A 22,011-nucleotide genomic window follows, 5' to 3' on the forward strand; every position below is an offset into this window, starting at 1 on the left:
GGTCACATCCCCCGGCGCAGTGCCTCCACCATGGCGTCCAGCTCCTCGGCGGGCGCGGGCTCGCGACCGTGAATCTTGGGCGGTTTGCCCTCAAAGGCGGGGATCAAATGCATGTGATAGTGAAATACCGTCTGCCCCGCCGCCGCGCCATTGAGCTGATGAACCCCGAGGCCGTCGGCGTCAGTGACTAACTTCACCACGGGCGCCATATAGCGGGCAAAGCGGGCTACTGCGGCCATTTCCTCGTCGCTCATGGTGAACATATCGACGTGGTGTCGCAGCGGCACGATCAAGGTGTGGCCCGGTTGCACCGGTGCGATATCGAGAAAGGCAATCAGGGTATCGTCCCGATACAATTCTCGACAGGGCGCGTTGCCAGCGATGATATTGCAGAAAATGCAATTGGGGTCGTGGCCGTGCGGATCATCAAATACAGCGTCCTGCATTACACCTCCATGGGCACGTCTTCATCGGTGAGGTCAGCCGGCGCATAGGGGCAGTGATCCGGGTCGACGCTGCGGTAGCGCAGCACCCCCTGCTCGTCCCGCTGTCGCTCCAGCCGGCCTTCCGCATACAGGTAGTGCAGGTGGGCAATGGACTCGCCCAGGGCGATGGCCAACTGATCTTTGCCGATCTCTCTGGCAAACAATACAGGAAACAGTTCTACCGCCGACTTTGGCTCCCGGCAGGCATCTTCAATCGCCGCCAAATGACCGCGATGGTGATCGATCAGTGCCTTCAAGCGGGTGTGAATACCGTAAAAGGGCGTATTGTGAGCGGGCATGACCAGGGTATCGGGGTGAGTTTGCTCAATGAAGTAGGCCAATGACTCCAACCACCGCTTGAGGGGATTGCCCTCGGGCTCTTGAGGCATAACGCTTACGTTAGATGTGATACGAGGAATGATCTGGTCCCCCGACAGAATCAGCTTGTCTTCATCGCTGTATAAACACACGTGCTCCGGAGAATGCCCGCTGCCTGTGATCACCCGCCACTGCCGACCACCAATGGCAAGGCTGTCACCGTCGGTCAAACGGGTATAGGAGCCGGGCATGGGCTCGACAATAGCGCCGAAGCCCCGGAATTTGCGTCCCATCTGCTGAACTTGCTCAAAGGGGACGCCGGCCGAGGTGAAGTGTTCTATTACCCGCCAGTCGGCCCCGGCGTGGTCTTCCTGAGTAAGCGCCCGCGCGGTGAAATACTCGCCAAAACTCATGTACAGCGCAGCGTTGTATTCCCGGCACAACCACCCCGCCTGACCGATATGATCGGGGTGCATGTGGGTGCAAACGACGCCTTTTAGCGGCTTGCCTGCCATGGGCCCCTCGATCAGCAGCTTCCAGCGCTCTTGAGTGTCCCCCCACTTCATGCCGGTATCGACGACCCACCAGCCGTCATCATCTTCTATGGCGTAGAGGTTGATGTGGTCCAGCGCCATCGGCAAGGCCATCTGCAACCAGTACACGCCCCGGGCCATCTCGATCCACTCACCTTTACCCGGTGGTTCCGGGTAGGGATAGGTCAGGCCCTTGATTGTTTGTGCGCTCATAAAATCAGCTATCTGTTAAAAACGTGCGGCTATTGTCGCACAAATGTCCCCTTTGCTGTTGAGCTGTTTAACTCAGGCGCAGCGGCAAACGGCGCAAACGCTGGCCGGTCGCGGCGTACACGGCATTGGCTACCGCTGGCGCGATGGGCGGCGTCGCCGGCTCCCCCACTCCACTTGGCGGTGCATCGCTGTCGAGGATCTGCACCTCGATGTCCGGAGATTCGTTCATACGCAAGGCGGCGTAATCGTGGAAGTTGCTTTGCTGAACAGCGCCCTCCTTCAGGGTGATCTCCCCTTTTAGCGCCGCCGTCAGGCCGTAGATGATGCTGCTCTGCATCTGGGTCACCACCACGTCGGGATTGACTGCCAGGCCGCAGTCCACCGCACAAAACACTTTTTTAACCTGAATCTGCTTGCCGTCGATGCGAACGTGGGCAACCTGCGCCACTACAGTACCAAAAGACTCGTGCACCGCAACGCCCTCATAGATACCGTCAGGAACCTGCCCCCACTGGGCTTGTTTCTTGACGGCGTCCAGTACCCGGGCATGGCGGCTATCGGGGCTAAGCAATGAGGCACGCAGCTCCAGCGGGTCCCGCTTCAGCTGCTGGGCCAGTTCATCGATAAAGCTTTCGATGAAAAACGCGTTTTGGGAATGCCCTACCGAGCGCCAATAACCAATCGGCAGCGATTTCTCTTGCAGTGCAAAATCCACCCGTTTGTAGGGCACCGCGTAGGGTGAGTGAATCAAGCCTTCGGTGGCTGCGGGGTCGTGACTGGCCGCCAATTCGCCAATCTTGCCGTGGGCGCCGTCAGGCAGCCATTTGGGCATCAGCGCATTGGTAATCCAGGGCAACATCACGGTGAACAAGCTGGGCACTGCTGTCTTGAATTGCAGGCTGGTGATCTCGCCGTTATCCAGGGTCGCGGCCAGTCGCGCGGTGGCATTGGGGCGATAGAGATCGTGACGGGTGTCGTCCTCCCGGCTCCACTGCAAACGGACGGGCTTGCCGATGGCTTTGGCGACACGCACAGCCTCGACGATGTAATCGGCGGTGGTACGGCGCCCAAACGCACCGCCCATCAATTGATTATGCAGATGGATGTTTTCCCGACTAACGCCGGTAACGTCGGAAATGGCGGCCAGAGCCAGCTCAGGCGACTGGGTACCCGCCCAGACTTCCACCTGGGTATCGCTCGCTGAGGCCACGGCGCTCAGTGGCTCCATCGCGGCGTGAGCCAGGTAGGGCACGTCGTAGATGGCCTCGATCCGCTCGCCGGTGGCGGCGGTCTCCTCGCCCTCCTCCTCGACGGTTTTGGCATCGTCGGCATCCAGCAGCGCCACGCGCTCTGCTCGCAGACTGCCGTCAGACAAAGCCGCGGTGGGGCCATCCTGCCAGGTGACTTTAACTTTTGCCGCCGCCTGGCGGGCCTGCCAATAGGTGTCGGCTACCACCGCGACGCTGCGGTGGGATTGGAATACGTCGTTAACGCCGGGCATAGTCAACGCGTCGGTGGCATCAAAGGACGCCACGTCGCCATCAAAATGAGGGCAGCGGACTAGCACCGCCGACAACGCCTCCGCCGGACCGGCATCAATGCCAAAGGTCGCTTTGCCCGTGACCTTGGCCAGAGCATCCACCCGGGGCTTGTACTTGCCGATGTACTTAAAATCCTCTGCCTTAACCAGCTCGCCGGATTCGGGCACTGGCAAGGTCTGGGCTATTGGCACCAAATCAGCAAAGCTGAGACTGGTGTCGCCCTGCCACACCTGACCCTCGGCGACCCTGAGTGACTCGGATGCTACCCCCCACTCCTTGGCGCCGGCGGCACGCAGCCAGGCTGCCATTTGCGCCGCGGCCTCCCGCAGAGGGATAAAGCTGGTGCGAATGGTCGAACTGCCCCCGGTCAGCATGATATGGAAGCCGGGGTCGCGGAAGTCGGGATGAAAGCGAGCGTGCTCAAGCTGGATATCTGCTGGCGACATCGCCAGCTCCTCTGCCACCAGCGTGGCCAGGCCGGTCATGGTGCCCTGCCCCATTTCGACTTTGTGCAGTTGCAGAATGACCTTACCGTTGGTATCGACCTGCAAGAATGCGTTGGGTTGGAGGGCATCGGCATCGCCGTGAGGCAGCGGGGCTTTGGCGCAACCGGGCAAATTCACTGCCAGTACCAGGCCGCCGGACACGGCACCGACGGATTTTAAAAATTGGCGACGCTGCATCATGATTGCGCCTCCATTGGCTCAGACTCGTTGGTCTGCTTGGGATCAAACTGCTGAACCGCATTGTCCGCGGTGTGGCGAATCGCCGCCCGTATTCTGGGATAGGTGCCACAGCGGCAGATATTGCCGGACATCGCCTCATCGATTTCCTGGTCGCTGGGCTGGGGGTTGTTCGCCAACAACGCGGCCGCCGACATCAGCTGGCCCGACTGGCAATAACCGCACTGGGGCACGTTAAATTCCAACCACGAGGATTGCAGCGGGTGCAGATCGTCGCCGTCGGACAGGCCCTCAATAGTGGTAATCTGGCGGCCTTGGGCAGCCTGAATAGGAAAACTGCAACTGCGTATCGGGCTGCCATCCAAATGCACAGTGCAGGCGCCGCACAGGCCCATACCACAGCCAAACTTGGTGCCCAATAAGCGCAACTGCTCCCGCAACACCCACAGTAACGGCGTATTGCCATCCACTGACAACTCCACGGCCTCACCATTGACGGTGATACTAAACTGCGACATAGCCCCCCCTTTAATTCGCTATAGACGCCGGAACTCCGCGTCTCGCAGTGAATCCCCGATTATCGACAGGAAGGGGCTATTTGGCCATTACCGCTTGGTAATAAACAACACGCTGTTGGATGGCAAATCGACGCAATACTAGAAATGCAGTACAAAATCCGCCGAGACACGATCCGCCGCAAACTCTACGCTGGCGTCATCCTCGAGGAAGTAGTACTCGTAGCCAATCTCAATGGCAGTATTGCGACCCACGGCAAAACGCAGCCCGCCGCCCAGATAAGGGTCGCTGCCCTCAACCGAGAAATCGCCGCGCTGCTGACTGTCCTCCAGGGTGCCGCTGAACTCCCAGGCCATCACACCCGCCCGGGCAAACAGCCCAAAGGGCTCATCCATAGGCGACTGTATCCGGGCACCGACAAAGGCGCCGTCGATATCCCCCTCCATAAACACCCGACCTGGGGCATAGCCGCCACTGAGTGCTTGCGAGCCATTGGAGGTGGCAATCGCCTCCAACTCGCCGAGATTGACGTAGCCCAGCTCCAGCGCCAACTCGGGCAAAAAGCTGATACCCAAGCCCACCCTGGCACCGGCGGAATCGTTGTCTACCTCGATGTTGGACAGCGAACCGTCACCAAAACTAAAGCGGTGATCTTCATCTTCGTAGTCAAAGGAGGTAATCCCCGCGCCGCCAAAAAGGTACATGCCGGGGCCGGATTGACTGCGGTAGGGATCGCGGCCGTAGTGTTCACTCCACGCGGGGCTGGAAGCTAAGGTAAGTATAGAGACTGCTGCAAGGGTAGAGACTTTCATCACCACGCTCCTGAAATTGGGATAGTGGAGGCATTATTGTGGGCTGGGGATTAACTGATGCTGAACCGGTGATAATCCGTCTGCAAGATCGCCCCATTGTGGCAATCGAAGGCGTACCTGCTGAGCAACAGTTGTAAACACTTAAAAAGCTACAAATATGGGGGGGTGGAATTACAGTATCGCCTGGCGTCGCGATAGCTATGAAATGGCCTTTGTAGCCGCTATGCCTTAACATTTCCGTTTAGCATCAGCCTGTTTTGATAACTATAACTCCGAGTTTACTTAATGCCCCACGAGATCACGGAAGAATCCATGCAGTCAGGCGCCATAGAAGAATTTATTGGCCGCTGGGAAAATGTCAGCGGTACGGAAAAAGCCAACTACCAACTCTTCTTAACGGAGCTTTGCACCCTGCTCGCCCTACCCCAGCCTGACCCTGCCAGCAACGACAACGAACAGAATGCCTACGTCTTCGAGCGTCGCGTCGATATCAGCAAGGCTGATGGTTCGGTAAACCGTGGGTTTATCGACCTCTATCGTCGTGGTGCCTTCGTGCTGGAGGCGAAGCAGACCGGCAAGGCGCTGGAAACTCAGGGGTGGGACAAGGCCATGCTGGCCGCCCAGAATCAGGCAGACCAATACGTCCGCGCCCTCCCTGGCGACGAAGGCCGTCCGCCGTTTATCGTAGTGACGGATGTGGGGCGCTCCCTGGAGCTCTATTCGGAATTCACCCGCTCGGGTGGCACCTACGTACCCTACCCCGACCCCAGCAGCCACCGTATTCGTGTTGAAGATCTGCGTGATCCTGACATCCGCGAACGCCTGCGCCAACTTTGGCTGGACCCGGACGCACTGGACCCCTCCAAGCGCGCGGCCAAAGTAACGCGCCAGATTAGCGATAAGCTGGCCCAATTGGCCCGTTCGCTGGAACAAAGTGGTTACGATGTAGAACGCGTCGCCCACTTCCTGAAACGTTGCCTGTTCACCATGTTCTGCGAGGATGTCGAGCTACTTCCCCAAGACAGCTTTACCAACCTGCTACAGCGTCTTGAGGGCACACCAGAGCACTTCCCAGACTCTATGCGTTCCCTCTGGAGCACGATGAACACTGGCGGTTTTGAAGGTCAACTCATGGCCAAGCTACAGCGCTTTAACGGCGGACTGTTTGCCTCGATTGATCCAATTCCTCTGACAAGTGACCAGATCGGCATGTTGGTAGAGGCAGCCAAGGCCGACTGGCGCTTTGTGGAACCGGCGATATTCGGCACCCTGCTGGAACGCGCCCTCGACCCCAGAGAGCGCCACAAACTGGGCGCCCACTACACTCCTCGGGCCTATGTTGAACGCCTGGTGATGCCCACCTTGATCGAGCCATTGCGGGAAGAATGGAGCACGGTACAGGTCGCCGCAGAAACCTGGATACAGCAGGACAAGACCGACAAAGCGCTGAAAGAGCTGCAGGCCTTTCACTACAAGCTGTGTCAGGTGCGCGTGCTCGACCCAGCCTGTGGCAGCGGGAACTTCCTTTATGTGGCGCTGGAGCATATGAAGCGGCTGGAAGGAGAAGTGCTAAATACCATCCGCGATCTCTCTGCCGGGCAGCAGGCGATGGATACCGAAGGTTTAACGGTAGACCCACACCAATTCCTGGGTATGGAGATCAATCCCCGCGCTGCTGCTATCGCCGAGGTAGTGCTATGGATAGGGTATCTACAATGGCACTACCGACTTTATGGCAAGCTTAATTTGCCTGAGCCGATACTGCGAGACTTTAAGAATATCGAGTGCCGAGATGCGCTTATCGAATACGATAGTCGAGAGCCGATGCTGGATGAAGATGGCCAACCCAAAACGATCTGGGATGGCATCAGTTTTAAGACAAGCGCAGCCACCGGTGAACTAGTACCAGACGACGCTGGTCGGACGCCCGTGTACCACTTCATCCGACCCAGAAAGACCAAGTGGCCAAAGGCGAATTATATCGTCGGCAATCCCCCCTTTATTGGGAAGTTAAAGATTAGGGATGCACTGGGAATTGGATACGTCGACGCATTGCGCGAGGCATACAAAGGGGAGGTTCCGGACTCTTGCGATCTCGTAATGTATTGGTGGCACATTGCAGCAGAAAACGTTCGCGTAGGTGTTTCTCAAAGATTCGGACTAATAACAACAAACAGCCTTCGTCAAGGATTTAATCGTAGAGTTTTAGAGTCCCACCTCAACAGAAAAAACAAACCGCTCATGCTTTCATTCGTCATACCTGACCACCCATGGGTAGATAGTAACGACGGCGCAGCCGTTCGGATTTCAATGTCTGTAACCAAAATCAGTAACAGCAATTCTGGCGAGTTATGCAAAGTAGTCTCAGAATCCCGTAGGGGCGAAGAAACCCGAGATATTACATTTTCGCGAACAATTGGACAGATCAACCCTGATTTAACGGTTGGAGCCAACATATCAACAGTCGCCACATTGCAGGCTAATTCTAAGGTCAGTACAACAGGTGTAATACCGCATGGGAAAGGCATGATTCTCAATACTGAACAAGCAAAAGCGCTTGGCGACAGCACATTAATAAAACCATATAGAAATGGTAAAGACCTAACCGCTCGCCCAAGAGGTGCGAAGGTTATCGACTGCTACGGTCTAGAAATTGACCAAGTTAGAACGAGACACCCAGCGGTTTATCAATGGTTACTTGATAGAGTGAAACCAGAAAGAGACGTAAATAAAGATAAAGATTTACGTGAAAAATGGTGGTTACACCGACGCAATAACGAAGACATGAGAACTTCACTCTCTGGACTGGAAAGGTATATTGCAACAGTGATGACCGCAAAACATCGACTATTCCAATTTTTAGATAGTGAAGTTCTGCCAGACCAAATGTTGGTCAGCATCGCTCTTCCAGACCCTTACCAATTAGGAATTTTATGCAGTCGTATTCATGTTGCATGGGCGCTCGCAGCTGGTGGGACTTTAGAAGACCGCCCCAGGTATAACAAGATCCGCTGTTTCGAGACCTTCCCTTTCCCGGAGTTGCCCGACGACCAAGCAAATACCATTGGCGAACTCGCCAGACAGATCGACAACCACCGCAAACGTCAGCAATCTGAGCACGAGAAACTAACCCTCACCGGAATGTACAACGTACTGGAGAAGCTGCGCGCCGAAGAACCGCTGACCTCCAAAGACAAAACCATCCACGAGCAAGGACTAATATCGGTGCTACGAGAACTGCATGACGAACTCGATACCGCCGTATTCGAAGCTTATGGCTGGAGCGACCTGGGCAAGATACTGGTAGGTCGCCCCGGTGCCACCACGCCCCTATCTGACAAGCCCGCTGAGCAAGCCGAAGCCGAGGAGGAGCTGTTGTGCCGTCTGGTCGCCCTCAATCACCAGCGTGCTGCAGAGGAAGCACAGGGCCATATTCGCTGGCTGCGTCCGGACTACCAGGCACCCGACAGCCAGCAATCTTCTGCCAAGCTCGATATCGCTGCCGATAAACCGGCTGAACAGAATAGCCAGGCAGGCAAGAAAGAAACCTGGCCCAAGGATATCCCCGCCCAGGTCGAAGCCGTTAGAAAGGCACTGGCTATTGGCCCACAAACCGACGCGGCAATCGCAGCACAATTCAAACGTATCCCGCTAAAAGGCGTAGGGCAGATTCTGGAGGCATTGGCGGCGTTGGGCCATGTCTCGAAGTCCGATGACATCTGGCAATTAGCGAACTGAACAACGGGCGAAAGGAACCAAATATGTCTCGGCAAGAAGCAATATAGAGGCAAAGCTACTATTAGCCGTTGCCGTGCAACCCGCTTTCAAAGTCCTCTCTGCAGCACTCTATGTCATTGATGACGACGTGGTGTTTTTTAGACCCCAGTTGCAGCAAATCGGCATAGGGCTTCAGACAGGAAGCCGGAGGATTCCGGATAACGTATTTCAGTAAAATCCTGCAAATTTCTCAAAAACATGCGTAAAAACTCACAAAATAGATAGAAAATCCCCTCTGGTTGCCTGACTTGTCATCCACAGTCGTAGAAATTATCAAAAATAATAGGTAATCTCCCTCACGCAAGGTCGAAAACCGCCCAATTGATGAGTTTAACGCACCAAAATCCAATATAGGTGTCAGACCTTATAACTAAACAAATAGCAGTCTGGTAATTTACTAACTGCGGTACATGTGTCCAGGGAGTGAAATAATGAACGTCGTCGTAGAGCGTGCAAATGAGCCACGCATGGACTTGCCTGAGCGCAAGCGGGACGACGTTATGCCGCCTCGCCCCACCACTGGTGACCACAAAAAAATCGTACGCGCAGCATGCGCGGAGGCTTTGGTGCGCAATCACGAAACCCTCAAAGAGCTGGCCAAAATCTAGCGTCTAAATGTCTACAACGGAATACTGTGATGGCAGCATTCGTTACCTGTCACCACAAGACATAGAAGATATCAATTCCTTTGTCATCCTTTCTATAACCCCTGAAGAACCTATCGGGGTTATAGAAAATTCTATCCTACACGGGGCTCAATCCCGCCCTAGCATGTACCGCTATTACGAGGAGACCAACGACATGGCGACGTTGGCGGCGGTCTTGTTAACTTCCACTATCAAAGCTCACGCGTTTTTAAATGGGAACAAACGAACAGCTTTTGTATCTGCTGTGGTTTTCTTGCGTATAAACGGTTACCGATTCGACCCGCCACTCAGTGAAACGCTAACATTCTGCAAAGGTATCGCCGAAGACCAAATCAATATGTCGCAAGTCGCATACTGGATTGCGACGCACTCACGCCCATCAGATTCTGCTGACTTGTTATCCGATTGTCTGCATATTGTGTTTTCAGAATACGAAGGCTTTAGAGCCTAGCACAGCCCTTTAGCCGAGTCTGAACCAGTTCTTCTCGGATAACGAACCAGTTTAGTTTTAGAGCGATGAAAATCGCTCATTTATTGGTGCCCGAGGCCGGAATCGAACCGGCACGATCGCAATGATCGGGAGATTTTAAGCGGTAGTCTGGCTTCCACTCCGGGGTACTCCCTGCTTGTATACGGCGCGATTCAGCTGGTTTTTCAAAGACTTAAAAAAAGGGATCATATGCCGGAGTTTGATGCTAATCGCTCTGGTTCGCTCTCCCGAGGCTCCTATTTGCTCCTTGGATAAGACCTGGAACCGGAGGTTTCAGGAGTCCAGAAATGCCGCGAGTAAAGCTCACAAAAACCATCGTTGCCGGTGCCCAACCGGGAGAAACCGACATTGAATTGAGGGATACCCTCGTACCCGGATTTTTCTGCAAAGTCACCCCAACTGGACGCAAGGTTTTCATGCTCCAGTATCGCACAAACAGTGGCAAGCGACGCAAGCCGTCACTTGGCCTGTTTGGCGAGCTGACTGTCGAACAGGCCCGCACCCTCGCTCAGGATTTGCTGGCGGATGTACGCCGGGGCAATGACCCTTCAGGCCAAAAAGCCAGGGATCGGCAAGCCCCGACGGTTAAAGATTTATGCAAACGCTTTATGGAAGATCACTGTATACCGCACAACAAACCACTTACCCAAAAGAAAAACCAGTACCATATCGATAAATATCTTCTCCCCTCTATGGGCACCTTGAAAGTCCACGAGGTAGAACGAGCCGATATTCTGGCTCTCATGAAGCGCCTGGAAAAAACACCCACCCAGGCTAACCGGATACTGGCTTGTGTTCGCAAAATGTTCAACCTGGCTGAACTGTGGGGGTACCGCCCGGATGGCACCAATCCTTGCCGCCACGTGACCAAGTTCCCAGAGAAAGGCAAAACTCGACTACTTACCGACAAGGAGATGATCCTCTTATTCAGGCAACTGGAGAAAACAGAAGAGGAGGAATTTGAACACCCTTCTCCGATTCTCGGCATTCGGCTCCAATTTGCCTTTGCCGCCAGAATGTCCGAAATCCTGGCGCTGCGATGGGAGTGGGTAGACCTGGTCGGTCGCCGAGTAGTCTGGCCCGACAGCAAAACCGGTGACATGTCCAAACCTATCAGCTCGGAAGCCTACGAACTGCTCTCTGATGCCGCAATCCACAGCAAATCGGAGTACGTCTGCCCTGCTCTGGAAGATCCCAACAAGCCGTTGACCCAAAACGCCTACTATGGCGCCTGGCGCCGCATACTGAAAAGGGCCGGCATCCCCCTTGTTGGCACACACGGCATCCGGCATCGCGCTGCCACCGACATCGCCAATTCCGGCATCCCGATCAAAGTGGGTATGGCACTGACCGCTCACAAAACCGTGACCATGTTCATGCGATACGTTCATGTCGAGGACGATCCGGTGCGGGAAGCAGCCGAACTGGTGGCAAATCGACGCCAGATTATCACCAGGCTGAAATCAAATAAGGCGGAACCCTAATGACCATTCTCCAAGAGTGGGGACAGACTGAACGCCAAACGGCTAAAAATACGTATTTTCTTTTATTATCACCATCGTAGGAAGCCTACACCGTACTACGCAATATGGCCTGAAATGGCATAGTTTGGCGATCAAATTGCCCCAGATTTTCCCTAAGAAATCGGCCGGTAACTTGGGGCATATCTCAGCGTATGCAGTAGTACTTTGCTGGGGTTGGAAGGAACTCCCACAGACACGTTGGCTGACAACACCGTGACTCACAGGACTCCCATGGTACTATCCGGCCCACACAAACAGGTGCCGAGTCCGGGTATCATCGTGGAAGAAGCCAAATGCGTAACAGCCTAGAACAATATCAGGTCTGGTTTTATCTGGTTGCCATCCTGGCCGGCATGGCCATCGGCTGGATGTCACCAGAGCAGACTCGTCATTGGGAAGCGCTGCTTTGGCCGGCCCTGGGTGTTCTCCTGTACACTACTTTCACTCAGGTACCACTGATACATCTCAGGTCGGCATTTCGTGATCGCCGCTTTCTGGCCGCTTTGCTGACGGGCAATTTTATCCTGATACCGGTGGTCGTTGGTCTTCTGTTGTGGCTGTTACCGGATGATCCCGCTATTCGTCTCGGCGTACTGCTGGTACTGCTGGTGCCCTGTACGGACTGGTTTATCAGTTTTACCCATCTCGGTGGTGGGGACGGTGCCAGGGCCATAGCGGCCGCGCCGATCCTTCTGCTGGTCCAGCTCATTTTGCTACCCATTTATATCTGGCTCTTCATGGGCAATATCGCCATTGAACTGGCGGTTGGCAGCCACTTGCTGCCGGCATTCTTCGGATTGATTGTCACCCCGCTGATCCTGGCCTGGATTACCGAACGGTTGACGGAAAAGCACCCGCGCGCGCAAACACTGGTGGACTGGCTTGGGTGGCTGCCCGTGCCGTTGCTGGCACTGGTGGTGTTTCTGATTGCCGGCTCCCAGGTCAGCCTGGTGATCGACAATGGCGCCCTGCTGTGGTCGGCGCTTGTGGTTTTTGTACTTTATCTGGTTGCCGCCGCTACCATCGGCAAGGGGCTCAGTGAGCTATTCGGGTTCACGCCCACTATCGGCCGCACCCTCACCTTCAGCTTTGGTACCCGCAACTCCTTCGTCATGCTGCCGCTGGCGCTGTCACTGCCGGAGCCCTGGCGTGCCGCCATCGTTGTCATCGTCTTCCAATCCCTGGTCGAGTTGTTCGGCATGGTCGCATATCTGCGCTGGCTGCCGCGCCTGATCAGGAATGCCGACTGAGCCGGGAACGCAGCCTTACCCGGCGCAACAGGACAATTGAGTCACATCCGTGGTAAAAGTCTGGGCGCAGAGCTTGAGCCCTTCCACCATGGTCAGGTAGGGAAACAGCTCTTCAGCCATTTCCTGCACGGTCATATTGGCCCGCATCACCATTACTGCCGTCTGGATCAGTTCTCCAGCCTCGGCGGCAACTGCCTGCACTCCCAGCAAGCGGCCTGAATCCTGTTCGGCCACCATTTTGATAAAGCCTTGGGTGTCGAAATTCACCAAGGCGCGCGGCACGCTGTCCAAACTGAGCACGCGAGTATCGACCTGCAACCCCTGCGTGGTCGCCTGTTCTTCCGTCAAGCCAACGGTCGCCACCTGTGGATCGGTAAAAATCACCGCCGGCATGGCGCTGAGGTCAAGCAGAGCGTCGCCGCCGCTCATGTTGACCCCGGCCCGGCTGCCCCCGGCGGCGGCCACATAGACGAACTGGGGGTGATCGGTGCAATCGCCCGCCGCATAGATGCCTGGCACGTTGGTTTGCATTCGCCCATCCACCTGAATCGCGCCACGCACTGTCTTCACGCCAATCTGTTCCAGACCCAACCGTTCGGTATTGGGTGTGCGTCCGGTGGCGATCAACAACTGCTCTGCTCGCAATTCCCCGGCATTGGTATCCAGTATGAACTCTCCATCGGCGTAATCGACCCGGCTGGCCTGGGTCCGCAGCAATACCCGAATGCCTTCCTGCTCAAATGCCTTCCGAATGGCATCGCCTACAGCCGGATCGTCACGGGAAAGCAGTCGGCTGCGCGCCAGGATGGTTACCTGACTGCCCAGCCGTGCAAAAGCCTGGGCAAGCTCCAATGCCACCGCTGACCCCCCGATCACCAACAGGCGCTTCGGGATGACGGGAAGCGACAAGGCGGAGGTGGAAGTCAGGTACGGCGTATCGGCCAACCCCGGAATGGGTGGGATCGCCGGTCGCGCACCCGTGCCGATAAATGCCCGATCAAATTTGATTCGCCGCACTCCGCCCTCCGGTGTGGTAACGGCGATCGCATTGGCCGCCACGAATTGCGCTGTTCCCTGGATCAGGGTAATGGCCGGGTTGTCACGTAGAATATGGGCATATTTAGCTTCGCGCAGCCCTTCTACCAATCCCTGCTGTTGTTCCAGCAGTCTGGCACGAGCTACGTGCGGTGCCCCGGCGCCGAGTCCATCGTCAAAGGGGCTATTTCGTCGAAGGTGAGCGATATGCGCCGCTCGGATCAGGATCTTCGACGGTACGCATCCGGTATTCACGCAGGTGCCACCAAGAGTGTCTCGCTCGATCACGGTTACCCGGGCGCCGCGTTCCGTCGCTTTCAGTGCCGCGGCCATGGCGGCACCGCCGGTACCGATAACAGCAATGTGTATCACTTGCGCTTCAATCATGACAGCGTCCTATCCGAAAATTATCCCACAAGCTCATTACTTCTGATCCGTCGCGCTTTGTTTGAGGGTAGATGGATAACCGACGTTGGCCGTGGCCTCAATCAACGTTGTGGCGGAGGTTTGCGTGTCCTCGAAGGTGACCCTGGCTTCGCGCCGCTCGAAGCTGACATTGACGTCCCTGACACCTTCAACCCGGTTGAGTGCGGTCTTGACGGTGATCGGACAGGCGGCGCAGGTCATACCGGGCACATCCAGTGTGACGGTCTGCTCCGCACCCCAGAGGGGCAGACTGAACAGGGCAATCAGTGAACTTGCAAGCAAGAACTTTTTCATTTCTGGTCTCTCAATAAAACAGGGGTAGGACATAGGGGAACACCGCGGCGATGACGATCAGCAACGCTACGAACCAGAAGGCGGCTTTGTAAGCGCCATGCACCCTGGGTGCAGCGCATACATCGCCGGGTTCACAAGCCCTGGTCGGCCGGTATATCTGGCGCCAGGCCAACACCATGGCCACCAGGGAAGCACCCAGAAACCAGGGACGATAGGGTTCCAATGCGGTTAAATTACCGATCCAGGCGCCGGAAAAACCCAGCACCACCAACACCAACGGTCCCAGGCAACAGGCAGAGGCCAGCAAGGCTGCGACACCCCCGGCAAGCAACGAACCGCGTCCCGTTTTGAATTCAGGCATGGGCAAACCTCCTGTTGTTTCATTCACCACTGTGGCAAGCTTATCTCCGTAGTCGACTACGGAGTCAAGCATCGTGTCCGGTTCCAAATCCACATCCATGACCATCGGCAGTCTGGCCAAGGCCGCAGAGATAAACGTCGAAACCATTCGCTACTACCAGCGGCTGGGGCTGATGACAGAGCCTGAGAAGCCCTTAGGCGGGATTCGCCGCTACGACGAGGACGCGCTGGCAAGGCTTCGATTCATCCGCAGGGCGCGATGGCTGGGATTCAGTCTGGAGGAGATCGGAGAACTGCTGAAACTCGAAGACGGCACCCATTGCGACGAGGCCAAAGCACTGGGCGAGCGCAAGCTGGGCAACGTGCGAGACAAGATCCGCAGTCTTCAGCAAATTGAAGGCGTGCTCGACCAACTCGTCGAGGAGTGCTGCACCCAGAAGGACAGTGTCACCTGCCCGCTGATCGCATCCCTCCACGAGGGGTTTGAAACAGTTGCTCAATGATGGAGATGCCGGGCAATCGATTACCAAAACTACTGGAATGGGATGTGCCAAGTCCAAAGACAGTAAAAAATGCGCTAGCCACCCAGTAAACGGCGCAAGTATATTTGGCCTGGGCGATTCAGCTCATCAGACTCTATGCCCGTAGCAGTTCACTCAAATTCTGGGAGGAACGCTGATCCTATTGATCCTATGGCGGTCCATCCAGAACTTCACAACCACAAGGCTCCCCAGCATCGTCAATACCAACCCTACCAGAGTCATTATTAATTGATAAACGATGCCGCCGACCTTGGCGGCGTGGACCGGGTAGACGAGATTATTCACCCGGACCCCCAGGGGCATTGTAAGCGCGTCCTTCGACTCGATGAGATCGCCGGTCTGCGGATCAAACCAGAGTAGCGTCCGTCCATTGGGCAGCCACTCTTCCGGCTGCTTCATTCTCAGCCCTACGAGATCACCGGTAGCCTGCGGTATCGAAATCAGGCGTAGGCTCGCGTCTGGAAACGCTTGTTGTGCCCGGGTGATAATGTTTGCCCAGTCAATGTCTGCGAAATCACTCCCGGAAACAGCTGGAGGCGCGACGGCGGCCTGCATTTCGTCAACGGAAGAAAACGGCGACAACACCCACAGCGCCACCGGGCGCCAGGCCATCATCAGGCCCGTGAGCATTACCACTATCAGTAACGGAGCAAACAGCGCGCCAAGGTTGCGGTGGTGTCTGGCCAGATCCCGCCGGGAAAACGACGTTGGCCACAGGCGCCAGGAAAAGTGCCGCCGGGTTCGCCACCAAAGGAAAAGTCCGCTCAAGGTAAAGAACAGGCCCAATAACGCCAGCAACCCACCGAGGGTTGTTCCGTTGGGCCCCAGCAAAAGATCGTGGTGTAAATCAAACAGCCACAACTCCAGTCGCTCCAGTCGGGATGCCCAGTGGGTTATGACATTGCCCAGGTTATCACTGTAAAAGCCGGTATGCCGTCCGGTGGAAACCAGATTGACAGCAAGCTCAGGACTGGAAAACACTATGTAGTTGGCTTCTCCGTTGCTCTCCTGCAGTGCCCGTTTAACGATACGGGTGAGGCTCTCCACTCCCCTCGCAGGAATCCCGGCTTCATCTGTCAGAGTCCAGCGCAACCACTGGTTTTTCCAAACCAGTAGTGCGCCGGAAAGCCCGAAGAGGGAGAGAGCCAGCCCGAATACAGCTCCAACCCATCGATGAAGGGTCAGCAACGTTCTCACTTAGAATGTTTTCTGCCACCCCAGACTGACGGCCCGCCCACGGCCGGCGAAATAGGTGCTGTTATTCACGTAGGTCAGGGTTTGCGAATAGTAGGTGATGTAATCCTCGTCGAGGAGGTTTTCGATGCCGAGGGTAAAGTTCCCCAGGCTTGCATCCCGGTATGAAACTACTGCATCCACTACGCTGTAACCGTCGAAATCGTGCTGAGGCAGGCCGCCGTCGAAATCCCGATCCAACAGTTTTGAGTATTGCAAACGGCCGTGCCAGTTGGCAGCGAGGGGGGCTTCAACATAGATATTGATACGATCCGGCGCGATATTGCGGCCATCCAGATCCTTGTCCACTGAACCGTCGCCGTCGCTGTCGAAACGGCCTTCCAACTTGCTGTAGGCGATTCCAGTGCTGACGCCTGAGTCGAAGTGGTAAGCGGCTGATACTTCGAGTCCCTCAATTTCGGTTTTTTGCCGGGTGATTTGACCGACACCGTCTACCACCAGGATGCGAGACCCCAGGTCTGAATCCGACCAGAAATAACTGGCCGCTATGTCCAACCCACCCCGGCGGTAATTGATGCCGGTTTCCAGGTTGTCAGCCACGACGGGTTGTAGGTCGACCAGTTCGTCAATGGTTTGCCCCGGGATATTTACACCCCGTAGGATCAACCCGGCGTCGGGCATGGTAAAACCTTCCGCGTAGGAGACAAAAACCGTCAGGTCTTCCGTCACGTCGAAAACGATGCCGGCATTGCCTAGCAGCTCTTCGAAGCTCGGCTCTCCGCCCTCAACAAACGTGTTGTTGGCCCCAGCGACGGTGGTGAAATCCGGTACTTCCAGTTCAACATTTTCGAAGCGACCACCGAATGACAGACGCAGGCGGTCGTCCACCAGGCGCTGCTCCAGCTGCACAAAGGGCGCCCAACCCTTGTAGATCATTTCCGGCACCCACAAACGGTCCGTTTGAGCCAGTTCCTGATAGGTCTTGTCGCGCAGATAATCGACACCCGCCGCCACTTGGAGCCCATCCCAGAAGGTGTTGTCGCGAACAAAGGTCAGCTTGGTGCCGTATTTCTCCGAACTGAGGGCGGACTGATCGAACAGAGTCCCCGCCAGAGCGATGGCCGGGTCCTGGAACGCGGGGAACGTGCCGCCGCCGTACAGGGCGTAGAAGTCATAGTAGAAACCCTGCAGGGTCAACTCTCCACCCAGCAGATTGCTGTGGCTGTAGGCTACAGACAGGTTCAGGGCCTCGTTGTAGGTGGGATCACCCTCACCCTTTCCGCTCTCGGAAGTCGCTGGAATACCGGCAAGTGCATTTCCATCAACCACGCGGTAGTCGCCGTCACCGTCCAGGTCAAAATAATTGCCTGTCATTTCAATGCGCTGGTATTCGTCCAGATCCAGGCCGGCCTTGGTAAAAATGTTCCAGGTTCGGCTATCCATAGTGTCACCCTGGATAGGGTCGACCGCTATGGGGTCACCATTGCCGTCGTAGTACAGGTCCTGGACATCGCGAGCCACACCAAAAACCACATCCATATTGTCGAACTTCTTGCCCAATAACCCGGATAGTTTGTAATGAAAGCCATCGCCTTCGAAGTTATCACTGGTCAGTCTCGTTGCTACCTTTTGAAGCAAATCACCACTTTCCGGCGCATCAACGGTCACGTAATTGATGACACCGCCGGTGGCGCCCACCCCCTGAATGGCATTGGCGCCGTAAATGACTTCGACGCGGTCGATAAAGGCAGGATCAATCGTAAAACCACTGCGCTCGCCGTTGCGCAGCGGTGTTGACTGCGGGATACCGTCGGCCATGTAAAGGGGTGTTCTGCCCCGCAACGTCACGCCATTACTGGTCATTTTCTGGTGTGCGGGCGTCAGGCTCGGGACAGCAAAGCTAAGCCCGTCAAGCAGGCTGGTGCTGGTGGCCAGCTGTGCCTCCAGGGCTTCCCGGTCAATCACTTTTACCGTGTTGGGTATGGCCGTAATGGGCTTATTGGTTCTGCTGGCGGATACGATCACTTCTTCCACTTTATTGACGTCGGCAAATACGCCGCTCGCAGCCAGTGTGTTGCATGCCGTAACAATATAGGCGGCAGGTTTTCTCCAATTCATGCGTGTTCCTGTTTTCTAAAGTCAGAATGTTTTGAGTCGACAGCCCGGGGAGTGACCGGGACGGATCGGCGCCATTATAAATGATATTAATTCTTATTTGCAATATGAATAAGAATTAATATCATTTGATCAGATGACTTTTCGGATAAAGGGAATAGAGTGGAATGGGAAATAGAAGTGCGAATTTGAGGTTGCAGAAGCACAAGGTGATACTTAACAGATCAGCTGCTAAAAGCAGCTTAACCCTCTACTTATCGGGCCCGTTATAAGTGGGGAGATTACCGCTAGATTTGTCTCAGATGTATTGAATCTGCACGACTAAGTTGACCGAACCTTGACTTATGGTAGACTTCGGCTCTCTTCACACAGGGGTCACTTGATAACCGAATGGCAAAAAACTGGACGCTAATACTGTTTGCGGTATTGATGGTAGTGCAGTCACTATCCATCGCCGCTGATGTATCGCCCATCCATTCGGATCACCAACCCCATGAGTTGGCGGATATGTCCGGGGGAGACGGTTCAACCCAAGCGACAGACCCGTCACCGGGATCAGACCACAACACACCGCTCGGCCATTGCCACTCATGCCATTGCCATGGCTCTCATATGCTGCTGTCCATGCAGCTGCCCACGCTGCCGACTGCCTCCTCCAACCAGGTCACACTACGCTATATCGTCGACCACCCGTCTCCCCTCATCGCTGCGATACTTCGACCGCCCATAGCCTAACCTCACTTTCCGGTCCTCGACCGGCGCCAGGATTTTTCAAAAATCTTTACGTGAGGTAATTCATGTTCATGCTATTCCGTTTGTCCCCGGATTCAGGCCGAAGCCTGATGATCCGGACAGCGCGCCTGCTAATTTGCGGCGCGCTGGTAAGCCTGCCCGGGCTTATCCAGGCCGCTGACCGCGACCCGGCAACACTGACGCTACCCGAGGCGTTCGCCCGGGTGCTCAGTGATAACCCCGAATTGGCGATGTATCCCTACGATATTCGCGCGGCCGAGGCGCGGGCTCTCCAGGCCGGGTTCCGACCCAATCCACAGGTCTCCCTCGACGTCGAGAATATCGCCGGTAGTGGTGAATTCTCGGGAACTGACGCCATGGAAACCACCCTGGCGCTCAGCCAGGTCATTGAGATGGGCGGCAAACGCCCCCTGCGCCGGGATGTTGGCCAATGGCGTCGCCAAACCCTCGAACGTGACTACGAACTGGCCCGCCTGGACGCACTGTCGGCGGCGGCCAGCCGCTACCTGGAAGTGGCGCAAACCCAGCGCCTGCTGGCCTTTGCCCGGGAAGTCGTGGAGTTTACAAGCACCGCAGAAAACGTCGCCCGAAGGCGGTTTAACGCTGGCAGCGCCAGCCGAGCCGAACTGAGCCGCGCCCGCACGGACTTGATGCAAGCCAAGCTGGCGTTGAGCAATCTCAGGGTGCGCCTGGGCAATGCCAAGCGGCGCCTGGCGAGTCTGTGGGGCGAAACCTCGGCGGATTTTGGTGATGTAGAGGCCGAACTCTTCGCGTTAGCGCCGACGCCTGAGTTTGCCAGCGTCCAGCGCCAACTGGAACAGGCCCCGCAGCTGCAACGGTTTATGACCCTGGAAAGACTGCGTAAGGCCGAACTGGACCTGGCCATTGCCCGGGGCCGACAGGACATCGAAGTCGGCGCGGGCATCAGACGGGTCGAAGGCACCGGCGATACGGGTGTGGTTTTTTCGTTTTCCATGCCTCTTGGCGTCTCTAACCGCAACCAGGGCGACATCAGGGCCGCGCGGGAGGATCTGGCGAAACTGGATCTCGAAGAGAAGACCACCCGAGTAAAGGTTTTCACGGAACTACGCAATGCCTTCGCCCAACTGGAACAGGCTCGCGAGCGGGTCACCCTGTTGCGTGAGCAGATACTGCCCGAGGCACAACAGGCACTGACGCTGATTCAGGAAGGCTACGGCGACGGACGCTTTTCCTATCTGGAACTGGTGGAAGCCCGGCGCCAGCTGCTGTCCTTCGAGACCGAGGCCGTTGCCGCCGCCACCGACTTTCACCAAACCCTTATCACCCTGGAGACCTTGACCGGCCAGCCGCTCACGGGGGACCGCCAGTCACTCTACCCCACAGACGCGGCCAATGATTTCCGGTCCGATCTGCGCCTGCCCACGCTGGACAGCATCGATGATGAAGCGTCTCTTTCGCCACAGGATGAATCACAATGAACAAGTTACTGAATTATTTAATGGGCGGCTTGCTGCTAGCCGCCATGGCATCTCAAAGCACAATCGCCGCCCCATCAGATCAAGCCGCTCACACTGAAGAAGGCGCTCAGCACGCAGATGAAAAGCAACACTCCGAAGAGGAACATGCCGGGGAAGATCACGCTGACGATGACGGCGACCATGCCAAAGAAGACGCGCATGAAGGTCATGAAGAGGAAGAACCTGATCTAACCTTTAGCGCCGATCTGCTACGCGATTTTGGCGGTGAAATCGCCACCGCCGAGGCCGGTGTGATTCGCCAACAGGTATCGCTGCCCGGCGAGGTGAAACTCAACGAGGAGGCCGTGGCTCATATCACGCCCCGCTTTGCGGCAAAGATCGTCGAGGTACAGGCAAAAACCGGTGACCGGGTTAAGGCCGGCGATGTGCTCGCCGTCGCCGAAAGTTCCGAGACACTGTCCCGCTTTCAGCTGAAATCCCTGATCGATGGCGTTGTCATCAAACGCCACGTCACCTTGGGGGAACACCTGGCACCCGATGATACCGCTTTCGTCGTCGCGAACCTGTCCACACTGTGGGTGGATATTGCTCTCTACCCCAAGCAAGTGCCGCTGGTAGAAGCCGGACAGCCGGTGCGGGTAACCACCAGCCACGGTCCCGCACCCGTGGAGACCAGGCTGGACTATGTGGCGCCGCTGGTAGACGAGGCCACCCGCACAGGCCTGGCGCGGGTCTTCCTGGCCAATCCTGACAATGATTGGAAACCGGGGATGTTCATTGAAGGCCAAATTACTCTAGGTGAATTTCCCGCCGCCGTCGTGGCACCCAGGACCGCCATTATCGACCTGGAGGGCCAACCCACAATATTCGTTGAGCACGACGACAGCTGGGAGCCTCGCCCGGTCAAACTGGGGCGCGGGGACAGCGACGCGGTGGAGATATTGGCGGGCCTCGACGCGGGTGAACGCTATGTGGCCAAAGGCGGATTCGTGCTCAAGGCCCAGCTGCAAAAAAGCGAATTCGAATCCGGTCACAACCACTAAT

Annotated in this window: 19 protein-coding genes and 1 pseudogene; 9 read left to right on the forward strand and 11 right to left on the reverse strand. The window is 56.2% G+C overall.

The genetic code is table 11. From position 1 onward, the window contains the following. Positions 1–2: 2 nt before the first annotated feature. The 5 genes from I6N98_RS09570 to I6N98_RS09590 form a co-directional block, all read right to left on the reverse strand. Complete coding sequence (locus I6N98_RS09570) at positions 3–446, reverse strand: HIT family protein (protein WP_198568173.1); 444 nt, start codon at positions 444–446, stop codon at positions 3–5. Beyond that, entirely contained in the window at positions 446–1,549 is a 1,104-nt protein-coding gene (locus I6N98_RS09575) for an MBL fold metallo-hydrolase (RefSeq protein WP_198568174.1), read from the reverse strand. Before I6N98_RS09575 ends, I6N98_RS09570 begins: the two co-directional genes overlap by 1 nt. A 67-nt stretch (positions 1,550–1,616) precedes the next feature. Next, positions 1,617–3,776 (reverse strand): xanthine dehydrogenase family protein molybdopterin-binding subunit, encoded by a 2,160-nt coding sequence (locus I6N98_RS09580; protein WP_198568175.1) that lies wholly within the window; start codon positions 3,774–3,776, stop codon positions 1,617–1,619. Continuing rightward, the gene (locus I6N98_RS09585; protein WP_198568176.1) at positions 3,773–4,291 is read right to left on the reverse strand and encodes a (2Fe-2S)-binding protein; all 519 of its coding nucleotides are present in this window, start codon (positions 4,289–4,291) and stop codon (positions 3,773–3,775) included. The genes I6N98_RS09580 and I6N98_RS09585 overlap by 4 nt, the downstream gene beginning before the upstream one ends. Positions 4,292–4,429: 138 nt before the next feature. Then, complete coding sequence (locus I6N98_RS09590) at positions 4,430–5,101, reverse strand: outer membrane beta-barrel protein (protein WP_198568177.1); 672 nt, start codon at positions 5,099–5,101, stop codon at positions 4,430–4,432. A gap of 285 nt (positions 5,102–5,386) precedes the next feature. On the opposite strand from I6N98_RS09590, the gene I6N98_RS09595 reads away from it, so the two are divergent. From I6N98_RS09595 to I6N98_RS09610, 4 genes are all read left to right on the forward strand, one after another. After that, positions 5,387–8,839, forward strand: coding sequence for a class I SAM-dependent DNA methyltransferase (locus I6N98_RS09595; protein ID WP_198568178.1), 3,453 nt, complete (start codon positions 5,387–5,389; stop codon positions 8,837–8,839). A 470-nt stretch (positions 8,840–9,309) separates the two neighbouring features. Beyond that, on the forward strand, positions 9,310–9,486 hold the full coding sequence (locus I6N98_RS09600; protein ID WP_198568179.1) for a hypothetical protein: 177 nt from the start codon (positions 9,310–9,312) through the stop codon (positions 9,484–9,486). A 7-nt stretch (positions 9,487–9,493) separates the two neighbouring features. Beyond that, complete coding sequence (locus I6N98_RS09605; protein ID WP_198568180.1) at positions 9,494–9,976, forward strand: type II toxin-antitoxin system death-on-curing family toxin; 483 nt, start codon at positions 9,494–9,496, stop codon at positions 9,974–9,976. A gap of 326 nt (positions 9,977–10,302) precedes the next feature. Then, positions 10,303–11,499, forward strand: coding sequence for a tyrosine-type recombinase/integrase (locus I6N98_RS09610; RefSeq protein WP_198568181.1), 1,197 nt, complete (start codon positions 10,303–10,305; stop codon positions 11,497–11,499). Here the strand turns inward: I6N98_RS09610 and I6N98_RS18820 are convergent. Beyond that, positions 11,479–11,529 (reverse strand): annotated as a pseudogene (locus I6N98_RS18820) (hypothetical protein); the annotation flags it as partial. The gene I6N98_RS09610 and the pseudogene I6N98_RS18820 overlap by 21 nt on opposite strands. A gap of 302 nt (positions 11,530–11,831) precedes the next feature. On the opposite strand from I6N98_RS18820, the gene I6N98_RS09615 reads away from it, so the two are divergent. Then, positions 11,832–12,788, forward strand: a complete 957-nt coding sequence (locus tag I6N98_RS09615; RefSeq protein ID WP_022960223.1) for an arsenic resistance protein — start codon at positions 11,832–11,834, stop codon at positions 12,786–12,788. Between the two features lie 15 nt (positions 12,789–12,803). Here the strand turns inward: I6N98_RS09615 and merA are convergent, their stop codons facing one another. The 3 genes from merA to merT are packed head-to-tail and all read right to left on the reverse strand — an operon-like array spanning position 12,804 to position 14,904. Continuing rightward, on the reverse strand, positions 12,804–14,210 hold the full coding sequence (gene merA, locus I6N98_RS09620) for a mercury(II) reductase (protein WP_232787296.1): 1,407 nt from the start codon (positions 14,208–14,210) through the stop codon (positions 12,804–12,806). A 36-nt stretch (positions 14,211–14,246) separates the two neighbouring features. Continuing rightward, positions 14,247–14,543, reverse strand: coding sequence for a mercury resistance system periplasmic binding protein MerP (merP, locus tag I6N98_RS18605; protein WP_232787297.1), 297 nt, complete (start codon positions 14,541–14,543; stop codon positions 14,247–14,249). A gap of 10 nt (positions 14,544–14,553) precedes the next feature. After that, positions 14,554–14,904, reverse strand: a complete 351-nt coding sequence (gene merT, locus I6N98_RS09625; RefSeq protein WP_198568182.1) for a mercuric ion transporter MerT — start codon at positions 14,902–14,904, stop codon at positions 14,554–14,556. Between the two features lie 73 nt (positions 14,905–14,977). Between merT and merR the strand changes: the two genes are divergently transcribed. After that, complete coding sequence (gene merR, locus I6N98_RS09630; protein WP_475630822.1) at positions 14,978–15,406, forward strand: Hg(II)-responsive transcriptional regulator; 429 nt, start codon at positions 14,978–14,980, stop codon at positions 15,404–15,406. Between the two features lie 153 nt (positions 15,407–15,559). Here merR and I6N98_RS09635 read toward each other — a convergent pair whose 3' ends face one another. After that, a complete protein-coding gene (locus I6N98_RS09635; RefSeq protein WP_198568183.1) occupies positions 15,560–16,642 on the reverse strand; it encodes a PepSY-associated TM helix domain-containing protein in 1,083 nt (360 codons plus the stop codon). Then, positions 16,643–18,757 carry a TonB-dependent receptor gene (locus I6N98_RS09640; protein ID WP_198568184.1) on the reverse strand — a complete coding sequence of 705 codons (2,115 nt, stop codon included), beginning with the start codon at positions 18,755–18,757 and terminating at the stop codon, positions 16,643–16,645. A gap of 387 nt (positions 18,758–19,144) precedes the next feature. Between I6N98_RS09640 and I6N98_RS09645 the strand changes: the two genes are divergently transcribed. The 3 genes from I6N98_RS09645 to I6N98_RS09655 all read left to right on the forward strand — a co-directional run bounded on the left by I6N98_RS09645 (position 19,145) and on the right by I6N98_RS09655 (position 22,010). Further along, entirely contained in the window at positions 19,145–19,489 is a 345-nt protein-coding gene (locus tag I6N98_RS09645) for a DUF2946 family protein (RefSeq protein ID WP_198568185.1), read from the forward strand. Positions 19,490–19,596: 107 nt separating this feature from the next. Further along, positions 19,597–20,967 carry a TolC family protein gene (locus tag I6N98_RS09650; RefSeq protein ID WP_198568186.1) on the forward strand — a complete coding sequence of 457 codons (1,371 nt, stop codon included), beginning with the start codon at positions 19,597–19,599 and terminating at the stop codon, positions 20,965–20,967. Then, the gene (locus I6N98_RS09655; protein WP_198568187.1) at positions 20,964–22,010 is read left to right on the forward strand and encodes an efflux RND transporter periplasmic adaptor subunit; all 1,047 of its coding nucleotides are present in this window, start codon (positions 20,964–20,966) and stop codon (positions 22,008–22,010) included. The genes I6N98_RS09650 and I6N98_RS09655 overlap by 4 nt, the downstream gene beginning before the upstream one ends. Position 22,011: the final 1 nt, after the last annotated feature.

The sequence above is a fragment of the Spongiibacter nanhainus genome, from assembly GCF_016132545.1.
Classification (GTDB): Bacteria; Pseudomonadota; Gammaproteobacteria; order Pseudomonadales; family Spongiibacteraceae; genus Spongiibacter; species Spongiibacter nanhainus.